The 15,072-nt window shown below is 38.2% G+C and carries 15 protein-coding genes and 4 pseudogenes; 4 read left to right on the top strand and 15 right to left on the bottom strand.

All coding sequences use genetic code 11. The features are described from left to right. Positions 1–9: 9 nt before the first annotated feature. The 3 genes from BFL01S_RS08755 to BFL01S_RS08745 form a co-directional block, all read right to left on the bottom strand. Positions 10–1,083 carry an ABC transporter substrate-binding protein gene (locus BFL01S_RS08755; protein WP_061785476.1) on the bottom strand — a complete coding sequence of 358 codons (1,074 nt, stop codon included), beginning with the start codon at positions 1,081–1,083 and terminating at the stop codon, positions 10–12. A 68-nt stretch (positions 1,084–1,151) separates the two neighbouring features. Then, on the bottom strand, positions 1,152–2,555 hold the full coding sequence (locus BFL01S_RS08750) for an MBL fold metallo-hydrolase (protein ID WP_061785475.1): 1,404 nt from the start codon (positions 2,553–2,555) through the stop codon (positions 1,152–1,154). 83 nt (positions 2,556–2,638) lie between these two features. Beyond that, positions 2,639–3,013, bottom strand: coding sequence for a rhodanese-like domain-containing protein (locus BFL01S_RS08745; protein ID WP_025911781.1), 375 nt, complete (start codon positions 3,011–3,013; stop codon positions 2,639–2,641). Positions 3,014–3,282: 269 nt separating this feature from the next. On the opposite strand from BFL01S_RS08745, the gene BFL01S_RS08740 reads away from it, so the two are divergent. Further along, positions 3,283–4,272: a sodium:calcium antiporter gene (locus BFL01S_RS08740; RefSeq protein ID WP_061785474.1), complete on the top strand. Its 990-nt coding sequence runs from the start codon at positions 3,283–3,285 to the stop codon at positions 4,270–4,272. Positions 4,273–4,307: 35 nt separating this feature from the next. Here BFL01S_RS08740 and bioA read toward each other — a convergent pair whose 3' ends face one another. From bioA to BFL01S_RS08695, 10 genes and pseudogenes are all read right to left on the bottom strand, one after another. After that, complete coding sequence (gene bioA, locus BFL01S_RS08735) at positions 4,308–5,666, bottom strand: adenosylmethionine--8-amino-7-oxononanoate transaminase (RefSeq protein ID WP_235859215.1); 1,359 nt, start codon at positions 5,664–5,666, stop codon at positions 4,308–4,310. Further along, positions 5,666–6,349 carry a dethiobiotin synthase gene (gene bioD / locus BFL01S_RS08730; protein WP_025909768.1) on the bottom strand — a complete coding sequence of 228 codons (684 nt, stop codon included), beginning with the start codon at positions 6,347–6,349 and terminating at the stop codon, positions 5,666–5,668. Before bioD ends, bioA begins: the two co-directional genes overlap by 1 nt. A gap of 15 nt (positions 6,350–6,364) precedes the next feature. Further along, on the bottom strand, positions 6,365–8,275 hold the full coding sequence (gene bioF, locus BFL01S_RS08725) for an 8-amino-7-oxononanoate synthase (RefSeq protein WP_061785473.1): 1,911 nt from the start codon (positions 8,273–8,275) through the stop codon (positions 6,365–6,367). Continuing rightward, complete coding sequence (locus BFL01S_RS08720; protein ID WP_174521185.1) at positions 8,262–8,795, bottom strand: hypothetical protein; 534 nt, start codon at positions 8,793–8,795, stop codon at positions 8,262–8,264. The genes bioF and BFL01S_RS08720 overlap by 14 nt, the downstream gene beginning before the upstream one ends. 173 nt (positions 8,796–8,968) lie before the next feature. Beyond that, positions 8,969–9,133: pseudogene (locus BFL01S_RS19925) on the bottom strand (FeoB small GTPase domain-containing protein); the annotation flags it as partial. Then, positions 9,126–9,356, bottom strand: coding sequence for a FeoA family protein (locus BFL01S_RS08715; RefSeq protein ID WP_061785472.1), 231 nt, complete (start codon positions 9,354–9,356; stop codon positions 9,126–9,128). The gene BFL01S_RS08715 and the pseudogene BFL01S_RS19925, both read right to left, overlap by 8 nt. 172 nt (positions 9,357–9,528) lie before the next feature. Further along, a complete protein-coding gene (locus BFL01S_RS08710; RefSeq protein WP_025909764.1) occupies positions 9,529–9,864 on the bottom strand; it encodes a thioredoxin family protein in 336 nt (111 codons plus the stop codon). 224 nt (positions 9,865–10,088) lie between these two features. Further along, positions 10,089–10,787: pseudogene (locus BFL01S_RS08705) on the bottom strand (NAD(P)-dependent alcohol dehydrogenase); the annotation flags it as partial. A gap of 169 nt (positions 10,788–10,956) precedes the next feature. Next, positions 10,957–11,862, bottom strand: coding sequence for an MFS transporter (locus BFL01S_RS08700; RefSeq protein ID WP_061785471.1), 906 nt, complete (start codon positions 11,860–11,862; stop codon positions 10,957–10,959). A gap of 34 nt (positions 11,863–11,896) precedes the next feature. Further along, positions 11,897–12,379: a cyclophilin-like fold protein gene (locus tag BFL01S_RS08695; RefSeq protein WP_061785470.1), complete on the bottom strand. Its 483-nt coding sequence runs from the start codon at positions 12,377–12,379 to the stop codon at positions 11,897–11,899. A 347-nt stretch (positions 12,380–12,726) separates the two neighbouring features. Here BFL01S_RS08695 and BFL01S_RS08690 point away from each other — a divergent pair, with 347 nt between their 5' ends. Further along, on the top strand, positions 12,727–13,272 hold the full coding sequence (locus tag BFL01S_RS08690) for a TetR/AcrR family transcriptional regulator (protein ID WP_061785488.1): 546 nt from the start codon (positions 12,727–12,729) through the stop codon (positions 13,270–13,272). Positions 13,273–13,604: 332 nt separating this feature from the next. Here the strand turns inward: BFL01S_RS08690 and BFL01S_RS19920 are convergent. Next, a pseudogene (locus BFL01S_RS19920) lies at positions 13,605–13,934 on the bottom strand (IS6 family transposase); the annotation flags it as partial. Between the two features lie 95 nt (positions 13,935–14,029). Here BFL01S_RS19920 and BFL01S_RS08685 point away from each other — a divergent pair. Next, positions 14,030–14,512 (top strand): hypothetical protein, encoded by a 483-nt coding sequence (locus BFL01S_RS08685; protein ID WP_061785469.1) that lies wholly within the window; start codon positions 14,030–14,032, stop codon positions 14,510–14,512. A gap of 133 nt (positions 14,513–14,645) precedes the next feature. Continuing rightward, a complete protein-coding gene (locus BFL01S_RS20695; RefSeq protein WP_076513525.1) occupies positions 14,646–14,843 on the top strand; it encodes a hypothetical protein in 198 nt (65 codons plus the stop codon). Here BFL01S_RS20695 and BFL01S_RS08675 read toward each other — a convergent pair. Further along, positions 14,830–15,072: pseudogene (locus BFL01S_RS08675) on the bottom strand (hypothetical protein); the annotation flags it as partial. The gene BFL01S_RS20695 and the pseudogene BFL01S_RS08675 overlap by 14 nt on opposite strands.

The following is a 15,072-nucleotide window of genomic DNA, read 5'->3' as shown; positions in this document are numbered from 1 at the left end:
TATTTATAGTCATGTAGTATTCGCTCTTAGTCGTAAACCGGTTTTCCACTTTATCTTTGTTGTAAGCAACGATTGTTGATGGATGTAACACAAACGAGTTAATAACATTTTCATCGACATAATCAGCTGCTTTCCGTCTTTTTGCATCTTGCCATCTTTTAACGTATATCCTGCTTTTTCTAGATGTTTAACTGCTTCATCTGAACCTGTTTCACGCTTATCATACGTTGGTGCAAAAGCTAACGAAGGTAAGAACGGACCTCTTGCTGTCTCAGCATGACCTAATAGAATTTTATCGACAATCTTCTGGCGATCAATTAATGCATCAAGCGCTTTTCTTACATTGATATCTTTCATTTCTTCTCTTTGCATATTCATTGTAAGTTGATGCACGCGGAACGTTGCCGTTGATTCAACCTTCATTTTTGAATCTTCTTTAAGTGAATCTAAACTTTCTACCTCTGGACGATACACAATGTCTGTTTGTCCAGACTTCAATGCTAAGGTACGCGCATTTGCATCTTCGTTAAACGCAAACGTCACAGAATCAAGCTTTGAAGCGCCATCCCAATAATCATCAAAGCGCTCAAGCTCTAGTTTGCTTCCTGGTGTAAACGACGCAAGCTTAAACGGACCTGTACCAACCGGTTTATTCACAAAGTCTTCTTCAGATACGTCAATAATAGCGGCGTTTGGATTCACAAGCTCTGATATAAACTCTGGAAACGGCTCTGTTGTTTTAATAGTATGCGTAAAACCATCAGCACTAATTGTATCAATTTTCAGTGCATTTTGAATAGCCACATTTTCTTTCAACGCTCGTTCTAACGATTTTTTTACAGATTCAGCATCCATCTGCTTTCCATTTTGAAACTTTACATCTTCACGAAGCTTAATTGTCCAGTTTTGACCATCTTCTCCGTCCCAGCTCTCTGCTAGCCATGGCTCAATGCTTAGATTTTCTTCATCAAGTCGAATAAGTGTTTCCGTAATTCCTGCTCGCAGTGGCACATAGCTAGAATCAACGTGTGGATCTAATGAATTTGTAGAGAAGTTATACAAAAAGTGAATAGTTTGAAACATTAAATTTTATTACATAATAAAAAACCGCTTGCGTATCAATCTCCTTAACGCATAGCGGTTTTTTTATCTTATTCTTGAATCTCCTGTTTCCACTGACCATAACCACCTGTTAAATTGTAAACCTCCGTTATTCCTTTGGATTGAAGGAGGCTGATCGCAATCGCAGAACGAACTCCTGAACCACACTGAACAATTAGCGGACGGTGAGCTGGCACCTCATCAATTCGATCTAACAAGGTTCCAAGCATAATGTGAGTGGCACCTTCAATGTGACCTGCTTTCCACTCTTCTAAGCTTCGAACATCTAGTACCTGTGCTTTGTTTTGATCAAGCATGTTTTTTGCTTGGTGTGGCGTAATACTTTCATAAGACTGTGTCGTAGAAGCTTCTACTACTGCTTTGTTTGCATCGTAGTAGCCAACCAGCTGATCAATCCCAACAGAATGTAACACTTTTTCAATTTCACCAATCTGTTCATCCGCTGTTAGAACATATAATGGACGATCATAATTCACAATCCAGCCGGTCCAATTTGCAAATGAGTTGTTAAACGGAATATTAATCGTTCCCTCTATATGATTTTCAGCAAATTCCGCTGCGCTTCTTGTATCAATTACCTGATACCCTGCTTGAATTTGCTTTTCTACTTCGATTACGTCTGCTAGCTTGTTAACCTTTGGAAGCTTTGATAAGCTGTTTGGTCCTACTTTATTCACCTTTTTCATCACTGCAAAATATTTCGGTGGCTCTGGCTGTCCATCTAACAAAGCATTTACAAACGCTTCTTTTTCCGTATGCTGAAGCGCCCAGTTAAAGCGTTTCTCATACCCTACAGTTGAAGAAGGCACGGCACCAAGGGCTTTTCCGCATGCGCTTCCTGCTCCGTGTCCCGGCCAAACCTGCATAAAATCAGGCAGCTCTTTGAACTTTTGAAGCGATTCAAACAATTGATATCCGCCTGACTGTGCTGTTCCCTGTGCACCCGCTGCTTTTTCTAATAAGTCTGGGCGACCAACATCTCCAACAAATACAAAGTCTCCTGTAAAAATCCCCATTGGTTCATCTGCTTTAGCACCGCCGTCCGTTAACGTAAACGAAATGCTTTCCGGCGTGTGACCAGGCGTATGCACTACACCGAGTGTTAGATTCCCAACCTTAAACTGGTCCCCACCTTTTAGCAATTTATGAGGTAAGTGATCAATGTTTTGATACTTCCAATCTGCATCTCCCTCGTCTGATACATATAACGTAGCCCCTACTCTTTCAGCTAACTCGCGACCTCCAGACACAAAGTCAGCGTGAATATGGGTTTCTAAAGCACCAATGATTTTCATTCCATTTTTTTCTGCTTCTTGAATGTATGGTTCAATATTTCGAGCAGGATCTACAACAACAGCTTCTTTTGCAGCTTGACACCCTACCAGATAAGAAGCTTGTGCTAATTTTTCATCATAAAAGTATTTAAGTAACATATTCATTCTCCTTTTTCTTCATATTGATATCCTTAATCCATCTCTATTTTACCCTGGTAGGTATATAAGGATACAAATTAAACTCACACTCCACAACCAACTAGTTCTTTTTCTGTTTTGCATGGACAAGTCGCTAACTGATAGCTTGACACAATATATCCTTTCTGACGTAAAAAGCGAATTCCTAAATGTAGCTCTATTTTATCTTCTGCGATGATGTGAATTTGTTGATTCGGTATTTCAGAATAAAAGCGTTTTAAATACGCATAGGGAATGTTTATAACGTTCCTATATTCACTTTCGCTTCTTTCGTTGTAATGACGAATATCAACAAGTAGCCGGTCATCTTTTAGCTCATTAGGGTCATTAACACATTGCACACCCTTAACGGGATAATTGCGTTTATATGCTAAAGCACCTAGCATTATAACGAGAAAACTTCCTATAAAGTAGCTCATTAACTCACCGCCTCTTTAAAGAGATTCAATTAATTTATAGTTACACTATATACCCCTGTAGGTATTTAGTCAAGTGTTAGAAATACAGATCATTTTCTATTGTTTACGTTTCCCTACCTATCTTAAGCTAAACTGTATTTTTTGCTAACTTCGCTTATTCAATTTTACCTTTTAGCACACACTAAAGAGAGCTATTGCATGCTTGTTTTTAGCATATCTGATATGATGTTAACGACTCTTAAAATTTAATATAGAAAGGATTGCTTTTATTGGTATTTTTAGCTTTTGGTATTTCAGCTGCTATTACGATATTCCTAGCCATTCGGCTATCTATTTATGCAGATACTATTGAGCGGAAATCTGCTTTAAGCGGCATATTGATTGCTCTTTTATTAGGAGGCGCCACATCATTACCTGAGATTACAACAAGCGTCACGTCCATCATTATTTCAAATCCCGATTTAGCTGTAGGAAATGTTCTTGGAAGCAACTTATTTAACGTAATGATTTTAGCTACGTTAGATTTATTTTTTCGAAAGCACAAAATTATGATCTATGCTAGCAAAGAAAATCGATATACTTCTTTGTTAACCATTTTTCTCTCTTTTTTAGTTGCAGCTTCTTTATTCTTTAACATCCCTTACCATATCTTTGGGATTGGAATTGATACTGTTATTTTAATCATTGTCTATTTTATAGGCGTAAAAATCATTTCTACCTATGCAGCAGAGCATGTTGAAGAAGAGGAAAAACAAGAAGAGAACCTTCAAGATAGAGGACCAACTTTAAAAAGAGCCGTTGTTGGTTTTTCCATAGCAGCAGTGTTTATTATGGTATTTGGAAGTATTTTAACCATCTCAGGTGATCGTATCGCTGTTATTACAGGTTTAGGCGCTTCCTTTGTTGGTTCGTTTTTAGTCGCAGCCAGCACGTCACTTCCTGAAGCAGTCTCTGTTGTTATCGCCATTCGTTTAAAAAATTATAAGTTAGCGATTGGTGGGATTGTCGGAAGTAACTTATTCAACTTATTGATTTTAGCAGGAACAGACGTCTTTTATCGCAAAGGGGCACTGTTAAGCGCAGCCAGCGGCAGTCACTTATATACAATTGTTGCGTCAATGATACTCATCTCCATTAGCCTATTTTCAATGTCACGAAAGAACATCACATCTTCATGGTTTTATGTTGTACCATCAATTTTAATTATTGCTTGTTACTTTATAGCAAGCTATATCATCTACTTAAATTCAGCTGCATAAAAGCCGCATGCATATGCATACGGCTTTTGCATTTTTCATCCTATTACTTTGTTAATAGCGCTTACGCAGCTGTCAATAGCTTCGTCTAGCTCCTCTTCATCAATAGTTAAAGGGGGGTTAAAGTATAGAACGTCTCCTAGTGGACGGAGGATGAGCCCCTTCTTCAACGCTGCTTTGTAAATCTGATAACCAACTCGATTCTCTGAGCTAAATGGTTCTTTCGTATCTTTATTTTTGACAAGCTCAACAGCGTTTATTAATCCTATGTTGCGAATTTCACCAACATGAGGATGATGCAGTAACGCTTCGTTTATTCTTCTATTTAAATAAGCTGCTCGCACGGTTGCTTTTTCTAAAACGTGGTCGTGCTTCAAAATATTCACTACCGCTAAAGCTGCAGAGCACGCTAATGGGTTACCACTATACGTATGGCTGTGCATAAAGGCTTTTCCTTCTTTATATTCTGCGTAAAATGCTTCATAAATTTGATTATTCGTAATCGTAATTGCCATCGGCATATAGCCTCCAGTGAGTCCTTTTGAAACACACATAATATCCGGTGTAATCTCCGCGTGATCGCATGCAAACATCTTACCTGTTCTTCCAAAGCCAGTTGCAATTTCATCGGCAATTAACAGTACACCATACTCATCGCATAAGGCTCTTAGCTTTTGAAGGTAGCGAGATGGATACATTCTCATTCCCGCTGCTCCTTGTAAAATAGGCTCGACAATCATCGCACACGTTTCATGACCATGCTTTTCAAATGCTTTCTCTGCCTGTACGAAGCACTCCACCTGACAGGAATCTCTTGTTTTCCCGTAAGGACATCGATAGCAATCCGGCGCATCAATTCGAATTGTATCCATCAGCATTGGATTATAGATTTGCGCATACAAATCTAGGCTTCCCACCGATAAAGCGCCAATCGTTTCACCATGATAGCCATCTGTAAAGCACATAAACCTCGTTTTTTCTTTATGACCGGTTTGATATTGGTACTGAAACGCCATTTTTAACGCGCATTCTACAGCTGCTGAACCGTTATCGGAAAAATTAAATTTGCTTAGCTCTTTAGGAATAATTTCCATTAACGCTTCGCATAGTTTAATTGCAGGCTCATGCGTAAAGTTGGCAAAAATCACGTGCTCGAGTTGATCGAGTTGATCTTTGATTTTATCGTTAATGACGGGGTTACAGTGGCCAAGAAGGTTACACCACCATGAACTCACAATGTCTAAATAAGAGTTCCCTTCTTTATCATATAAATACACGCCGTCTCCTCTTTCGATGACAATGGGCTTAAGCTCTTCATAGTCTTTCATTTGTGAGCACGGGTGCCAAATATATTTTAAGTCTTTTTCTACTAAGTTCATGTTTTCAATGCTTTTCATTATGCAAACAGCTCCGCTACTTTTTCTGCTTCCATTGCAAGCTCTGTATCATTTTCCTTCACCAAACCAATTACTGAAACTCCAGTTAGCACTTCGACCATTTTTTGATTGTCTTCTTCCATAACGTCGCCTTCGCGTGAACGGTTAAAAATAATTCCTTTCACCTGAATATTGCGTGCTCTTAAATATTCAATTGTCAACACCGTCGCATTGATGGTTCCAAGCCCCGCATCCGCAATAACAATCGTAGATAAGTTCAGCTCTTTTACAATATCTTCTAGTAAAATATGCTGCTGATCATCCCAACGAATCGGACAAAGAATTCCTCCGCTTCCTTCAACCACTACATAATCATACTTCTCCTTAGCCTTTTGGTAGTCTTTCTTAATAATGTTGAGATCGACAGGATTTCCTTCAAGGTTGGCTGCCAAATGCGGTGATACGGCGTGTTTATAAATATAAGACACCGTATTTTCTGGCTTCTCACGAATTCCTGCGGTTTCAAGCACATGCTTAGCATCTCCTGGAATTAATTGTTCACATTCTACTTCCGCTCCGCTAAGCGCAGGTTTATAATAACCACAGTCATAGCCGTGTTCTCGAAGCTTTTTCACAAGTAAACCCGTCACGTATGTTTTTCCTACATCTGTTCCTGTCCCAGTAATAAATAAGCCTTTTCCCATCTTTGTTTCTACCTCCTATACATTACCGATGTATTTTTTTATTAATTTAGCTGCTTCTGACAGCTCTTTCTTTGAATGATCAGCCATCAGTGACACTCGAAGACGTGCGCTCCCTTTGGCAACGGTTGGATAGCGAATGGCTGAAATAAAATAGCCATGATCAAAAAGCTTTGCTGATGCATCCAGTGCTGCTTGTTCACTTCCAACAACGATTGGAAAAATAGCTGAATTTGAACGTGCAGAGATTCCATGAGCCTGCAAGCATTCATTAAAGTAAGCAATATTCTCTTGAAGCTTTGTAACTTGTGTATCATCATTCATGATTAACCTCAGTGCTTCTATAGCCGACGCACTGGTTACGGGAGATAGCGAAGTGGAAAAGATAAAACTGCGCGCTTTGTTTTTCAAGTATTCAATAAGCAGCTTATCTCCACACACAAACCCACCTTCTCCACCGAGCGCTTTACTCAGCGTTCCCATAATAATGTCAGGCTTTTGTGTCAGCTGAAAATACTTACAAACTCCTCGACCACGTTCTCCAAGGACGCCTGTTGAATGTGCTTCATCTATCATTGAAAACAAGCCATACTGATTCGCTAAGCGCATCAGCTCAGGAAGGTTCACAACATCTCCATCCATACTGAAAACAGCATCGCTCACAATTAAGCCATTTTCACAAGAGTGAGCTAAAATTTTTTCTTCTAAATCGTTCATGTCATTATGCTTATACACAACGGTTTTCGCTTTACTGAGCCGGCATCCGTCAATAATGCTTGCGTGGTTTAGCTCATCGCTAAAAATCACGTCTCCTTCAGAAAGAAGCGATGAAATAACACCAACGTTGGCCATGTATCCCGTGTTAAACACAAGAGCTGCTTCCGTCTCTTTAAACTCGGCAATCATTTCTTCCAATAACCGATGAAGAGTTGTCGTACCCGTTGTTAACCTCGAACCTCCTGAGCCAATACCATATGCTTCTCCCATTTGAAGCGCATAACTCTTTACGCCTGGATGATTACATAAATTTAAGTAGCTGTTTGACGCAAGCATCACGTACTCTCTGTCGTGCATTTTCACATGCGCCTCTTGAGCTGTTTGAATTTCGTTGAATGATCGATAAAGATGATTTTCTTGTAAAGAGGCTAAGTCGCTTTTTATCTTTCTCCATTTGTCTTGCTGTTTTGCTTCGTTTAATCTTTTTGATAGGCCTAAATCTACAACTATTTTTTGCTTTTCTAAATACGCAATCGTTTCGTTCACGCCGCTCTCAGAATGACGATATAAAAAGATGCGCCCGCCCAAGTGACTTCCTTTTTGTTTTAGCTTTGTAATTCGAACATAACCGAACTCTTTAGAGGCGACGTAGCCAGTTACGTAATCAGGATCATCCGAGATACAAATTTCACCAATAACATTTGGCGCATGGGCTACTTTTGTCGCTAATACAAGCGCTTCTTGGAAATGATTTTTCTTTGTGAGGTCTTCTTGAAAGTGACTGCGGTTCGCATCCATATACGTTGCTCGAATCCCTCGTTCTTGATCTGGCTCTAGACGTTTCATTGTATCAACGTCTAGTAAGATTGCGCCGCGCATAGAAGAACACGAGCTCAGCATCTCAATGATTTCTTCAGCCTGTTGTAAACCTAATTGTAAAAGCAGCTTTTTTACTTCTTTTATTCCTTCATAATGATTAGCCACTTCTACAGTTTTAACAGGTAACGCTTCTAAACGTTGAATATCGCTAAGCTGTACGGGCTCGACTTTCATCGTAATTTCATCTGCTGCTCCTTTGGAATGATGGAGAGCTCTATGTAGTAAAGCATTGGTATACGTATGTAATTCATGTTTATTCACAATCTTCTCCGCTCCGGAAAGATGACCGGTATTGCTATTGGAAGCTCTCATTTTTAAGCTAAATAGATTCATATTTTCTGGGTTCTCCTTTCTTCTCATCATCCACAACAAACTCTTGAAAGATTGTTGATTTCATATTTCTTTTTATAATGGGATACATAATACCTGATGAAATGGCTGTAAAAACCATCCCTGGCAAAGCAGCAAGCAGCAAAACCGTCACATCAACGTCCATAATTGCCGCTAATACGTAGCGTGCAGCGATTGTCCCTAAAGGTCCAGCTACCATAACAACGACTAAAGCCGTACCAAATAAGCCAATGATTCCTCCAGCTACTAACCGAAAGATCATGGCAACTAAAACATGAATAAGCGTATGGGTTCCTAATAGTAGACTAATAATACTTGCTACAATGCCTGCACAAAAATAACGTTTAAACCCAAACGTAGCTGCAATGACGATAGCAATGGGAGCCGAAAGCTGAAACTCTGTTCCAACGAAAGGTGACGGAATTTTAAACATTCCGCTCACCGCAATTAATACGGCAAGCATCGCCATCAGCGTCATTTCTTTTGTTTTACTCGTCTTCAATGCCTCATCTCCTTTCCAAGATTATGAAAATAGTTTATAACAATCCACCATTTATGTAAACTAAAAATAAAAATAGGTTAACATATAATTTAAAGAAAAACAGGTGACATAGCACCTGCGTTTCTTTAAATAGTTATTTTCTTTACACCCAGCCCATTAGCTTAGCCGTTTGAAATACAGTACGACTTATCTTTATGTGTAAAAGTTCCCTCTGCCATTGAAACGGTTTTCCCGGTCCAGTTCCCCGTATGCTGTCTTAATCCTGTCAATGCGTTAAATAGCGTGCTTTTTCCGGTGTTTGAGTTTCCTGCTAAAGCAATACGATATAAGCTACCCATGATGAACTAAATCCCCCTCAATTAATCTACTTTCTTCTCTTCTAAGCGCAATGGTGGTTTGACTAACGCGAAACGCAATCGGATCTCCAAGCGGACTTTTTTTGACCACTTCTACGAAGGCACCTGGTACAAAACCTAAATCCAACAGCCTTCTCCTCATCGTTCCTTCTAATAACAAAGAAGTAATTTTTATCACGTCTCCTTTTAACCCTTGGCTCAACAAATTTTTTTAGATTCACACATATATATTTCCCCTTGTCTAATATTTTTCCCTAACGCAAATTCAGTGCTATACTATGACCCTATTCGAAAATTGTCAAATGTATTGTCTTTTTTATAAAATAAAAAACAGCCTACTTATTGGCTGCTTTAAATGATTTTATCATTATCCACTATTACCGCTTGTACATCTTGTAAATTCTACTTAGCTTTTCATCCAATAATTCAAAACGAACAAATCGATCAGCTCGCACATACTCTTTTCCATTAATCATCAAAAGTAAAATTGGGGCTGCTAAAATCAAAAAGCGTTCTGCTACTGCTTCCACCTGTGTCGCGTCAACACGACCTAAATTAATTTGCGGATAGTGTTCCAATACCTCTCTTAGCTTTGGAAATATCGCATGACACGTACTACATTCTGGTGTAAATACGTACAAAAAGCTTAGTTCATTGCTAGTGATAAACTCGTCTACCATTTCAATAGTGGTTAATTCCGTTACCTGCTTCATCTCACTGCTCTCCTGTTTTCTCTGACTTAACAATAAAGTGAACATACGTATAGTAGTCAAAACACTAATACAGTGTCAACTTAATTTATTTTATTATCAACATGATGTTTTCTTCTCAAAATTAAACTCCCCTAATGTTAATTAGAATTACTAATCACGAAATCAAAGGATGAAATGGCTAAAAAAGTATTTTAGAAATTAGGTATTACCTATAAAAATCAGAATTCATCGTACGTTTGAGGATCGTTTGTAGCGTAATAATCTTTCGCACCAAAGTTTAAACCGTCTTCTTGTTTGTTTAAGGTTTGTGACAGTACGGTAACTTCTGCTCTCATAGCGCTTGCGATTTTAACAGCCATATGACCTAAGCCACCCATTCCAACGATGGCAACTTTCTTGCCTGGCCCCGCTTCCCAACGATGTAGCGGAGAGAATGTGGTAATATCGGCACATAGCAAAGGTGCTGCAGCATCAAGCTCAATGTTATCAGGGATTTTCACAACAAAATCTTCAATGACTACAATATGCGTTGAGTAACCACCTTGAGTAGGCTCACCGTATTTATCAGCTCCTGCATAGGTAGGGGTCATTCCATTTAAGCAATATTGCTCTTCTCCCTTACGACAGTTTTCACAATCACCACAGGAATCCACCATACACCCAACTCCCACACGATCACCAACTTTGTATTTGGTTACTTCAGGACCAACATCCGTTACGATCCCAGCAATTTCATGGCCTGGTACGAGTGGATAATTCACATCTCCCCATTCACCATGAGCAGTATGAATATCAGAGTGGCAAATACCAGCATATTTAATTTCAATTAACAAATCGTGTGTATCTAAGCTACGTCTTTGAATTTCAGTTGCTTTGAATGGTTTGTCTGGGCCGTGTACGGCACGTGCTTTAGCAGTAATCATTATTATTACCTCCATAGATATAAAATACGTATTTGTTTCTGATGAAATTAGTATGCTTTCAAATTTTCATTTGATAGATTAATAGCCTATAAACAAAGCTTGTAAATGTTATACCCACATGTTTTGAAAAATAAAACGTTCAAACTCTTTGAAAGAGGCTCAAGGCTACTTAGACAATTGCGTTGTGACGCTCGAAAAAAAACTCCCTCATCAAAATAGACACAAAGCTAAGCAGTAACGATAATAGACCTACTAGCACAACATATGGAGTGCCAAGCTGTGCGATAAAGAAGCCTCCAACCGCTGCGCCAACAGTTGTGCCTAAGTTTGCGCCTGTTAAAAAAAGGCCGTTTGCAAAATCCGGTGATTCAGGGGCTGCAGAGATAATCCAATATTGATTTATGTTCGCGCCTATACCAGCTAATATACCCCAAAGAAGCGTAATGACTACCATTGGAAGCGTGAATGAACCAAATAAAAAGAGTACAACATATACAGCACTTAGTACAAAAGGAAATAACAAAACGGATTTGTTTGCATGAGTCGCAAGTAATACAATTGCATTAACAACCGCAAAAAACGTCATGGCTAATTCAATTGAAAACGTCTCTGCAAGAAAACTTACAATAGGAACTCCTATGACCATTCCAGCTGAAACACCGATAAAGACTTTCGAAACAGCTTTTGATGCTTCTTCCTTAGAAACAGAATCCGCTGCCACTGTAAAAGCCAATGAACAGTAAACGGGATGAAAAAGAGCTGGAATTATGCGCGCAATGAGTGCGACTGTAAAATTCGCCGTAAAGATAGTGATGAGGTTACTAATTAAAAAAATTCCTAATACAAGCACCATGACAGTTTTACGATTTATTCTTGAAAACAACAGCGGCATTGTAGGACCTGATACAGCAACGGCAAGAGCAAATGCACTTACCAACAAACCTGCTGTAGAGATGCTAACCTGAAAGTGATTAGCAAGGTTTGGCAAGATTCCGATAATCCCCATTTCCGTGTTAATAATGCCAAACACTCCCAGAGTCAATATGACCAGTAATATGGTATTGGACCTGCTCACAACATTACTTCCTTTCTTACACGTTGTTCACCTATCACTCAATTACCTCAATCTTTACCTTTCCTTCAAGATTTTGTATGTGGTCGAAACCAGATTCAATTTCCCCAAGCTTAATCAGTCCGTTTGAATAGCTAAAATCTTTATAAAAAATAGCCAAATTCCCCCACGGCGCGTAATAGGTAACGTCGCCAGTACGTGGTTCTATTCCAGACAAGGCACTTTCTTTAGATAGTTGGCGGGGTGGATTGCTAACCTTTTCCTTGCCCGCATAATCCTCAAACGTTAAAGTGAGCGGAAGCAGTTCTAGAAAATCTCTGCTCGTTGGACTATTATTCATTTTTACTATAATTTCTTCATTCTGAACGCTTAGTTTAATTTTTCTTACCTTCTCCACAGTACTTCTCCCTTCGTTAATTGTAGTAGACGATTCCTTGCTTTTGTTTCGCAATTCGACTTCATTACTACAAGCTGTTCCTAACAAAAGTATGAGCGCAATAAGCAAGGTTTTATGGTACATACTATCCACCCCTGTTATATTTCCAACAATCGTTTACTTATGTTCATGATGAAAAGATTGAGAATCAGCTTAAGTTATTTACTAACCATAAGTTGATTAATCAACACTTGTTTATTATTATGAAACAGAAGTCTATTCGTCTCAATAGTTAAATTAGCGGGATTTGTGGTTTAATCAACAGTTCACCAGGATTTGTTCATTATCACCGCGATTTTGCTATCTTGATACGTGATGCCACCTTCTCATAACGACATTAGCATTGATTGATCACTCAACGTCTGCTTATAATTATATATAGCAATATACGCTGTCACTGTAATCAGTAAGAAAGCGAGGCAAGTATGTTCATGCCAAAAATAGATCGAAGAATTTTAAAAAGCCAAGAATCCATAAAAGGTGCTTTAATTGAATTAATGACTGAAAAAAACTTTGATAAAATCACTATTCAAGATATTTCTAATCGAGCGAACGTTAACCGCGGAACCATTTATCTCCATTATTTAGATAAATTTGATTTACTAGATAAAATCATGGAAGAACATATCCTTAACATGACCGATGTTTGTGAATCAGCAGCTGATATGGATTGGATTCAATCAACCGTTCACTGCATGGAATACCTAGAAGAAAACTATTTATTTTTCTCGACGATGCTCGCCAGCGAAGGTGCTCGCTACTTCCGCAACCAATTTTTGAAGTTCAATATTCAAGAATTCAGAAAAGAAGTAGATATTACTCAAGGGAAAAATAACGGCCAAAACGAAGAGGTTGTTGTTCAATTTGTAGCGAATGCATATGTAGGTATTGTTGAATGGTGGTTGAAAAATGAAATGCCTTATCCTCCTCAGATGATGGCAGAAAAAGTTGGAGAGTTGATTGAACGCGTTGTATAATTCTTCAAGCAAAAAGTGGCTTCTATACTAAAAGCCACTTTTTTATTCGCTTTTCATTACAGCTACTTTTTGTAGCTCTGTATTGCAGGAAAATGAGGAATTACGTCTTATCCAAGCTCCTGAATGACTTCTTCAGCTGGTCTTTGGTTGTCAAATAGCGCAAAGAATAAATGATTCACTCCAGCGCTTAATTGTTACTTCTTGAGGTTCTAGTGCAAATATTTGAAGAAAATCTAAAAAATCCAAATATTTCTAGTGACTGTTCGTCTTAAGCAATCAATCCAAACAGTTGATCGATGAATTCTTTTTGATTTTGGACAGACTTCTCCTTTTGGATAGGCTGGGTTCTTGTCTACTGTGATCACACGGGGATTGGAAACATGAAAAGACCGCAAAGCTTTCTTGAAAAAGCGCTTTGCAGCTTTATAATTTCTTGTTTTGTTTAGCTAAAAATCAATCGTATTTCCTTCTGAATCAACGGTACGATAGAGGTACATCCATTGACCTTTGACTTTTACATAGGTCTCATCGACTCGCCAAGAATCATTGGTTGGCTTAAGATGACACCGTACTCGCTCATCTAATTCAGGACCATACTGATGAACCTAGCGCATGATGGTTGTATGAGCAATCGATAGTCCTCGTTCTTCCATCATTCCTACCTTAAAAATAGGTAATAATAGTAATATATGGGAATTTATGGGTTTTTTGTGTATAATAGGTTTTGTTCGACAAATTTTATTGGGGGTTGTTTATTATGTCTAATTTAAAGAAGTTCTTCCCTATGCTGCTAGTCTTAGCTGTTTTCTGTTTGGGGCTATCACCAGTACAAGCTTCAGCGCAAACGGTGAAAACAAGCAGCGAGACACCAACAGATGAGGAAGTACAAGCTTTAGCTGATGAATTGGAATATCTTTTCACCGAAGTTATGGTGAAAGATGAAAAAACAGGGAAATATATTCTAAACGAAGAAGAATTGAAAAATGCACCTTACACTGATGAAGAGAAAGCACAACTTCGTGCTGCTACTAGTCCATTCACGACATTCGGGACTTTTGATAGATGTATGCAGGATGCATTAGGAATAGGCTCTGCTGCATGGAAAGAAATAAAAGGTTTAATTGACGCCAAACAATATCTTTCAGCTGCTGGCGCTATAGCAATCGCAGGTGGTATAGCAACCAACCCGATTGCAATTGCTATATTCGTTGCTACTTGTGGACCATCTTCTGCAAGTTAAAATAAATGGAAATATCTAGTTAACTATAAAAGAGTCTCTAAGTCTGCTATACTAAATAGTAGATAATAGACTCTTTTTTGTTACATATAATAGTATATGAAAATAAACTATAAAGTCTGAAGGAGATGATTAATTGAATACTTTTTTAATAAATATAAAAGATTTAGCTTTTTTAATAATACTGATTTCTAGCGTTCTTTACTTGAGAAACCTCAAATTAAAAAAGTGGAAAAGTGGCCTTTCTATAGGAGAAAGAATAATTTATATACTTACTAGTATCGCCATTCCTGTTTACGGTATTATTTACTTTATGATTCTTATAGAAACATAAATATAACAATGACTGTTGTGTTTCTTTTATTAAATTCTTTTACTTTCTTTAAGACTTCCTCTTGATCATATGTATCTGCAACAATAATATCTGTTATTAAGTGAGAATCTACCTGAGGATTAACACCTGCAAGGAAAATTACGTTTATCCCCATTCGCTTTGCTGTTAATAAAGGGGCAACTTTCTCTACTTTTTGAGGTCTTAAATTAACAAATAATACATTTTTATT

Source organism: Priestia flexa NBRC 15715, assembly GCF_001591565.1.
GTDB classification, from domain to species: Bacteria; Bacillota; Bacilli; order Bacillales; family Bacillaceae_H; genus Priestia; species Priestia flexa.
The sequence above is the reverse complement of the archived record's forward strand: the minus strand, read 5'-3'. Positions and strand labels throughout refer to the sequence as shown.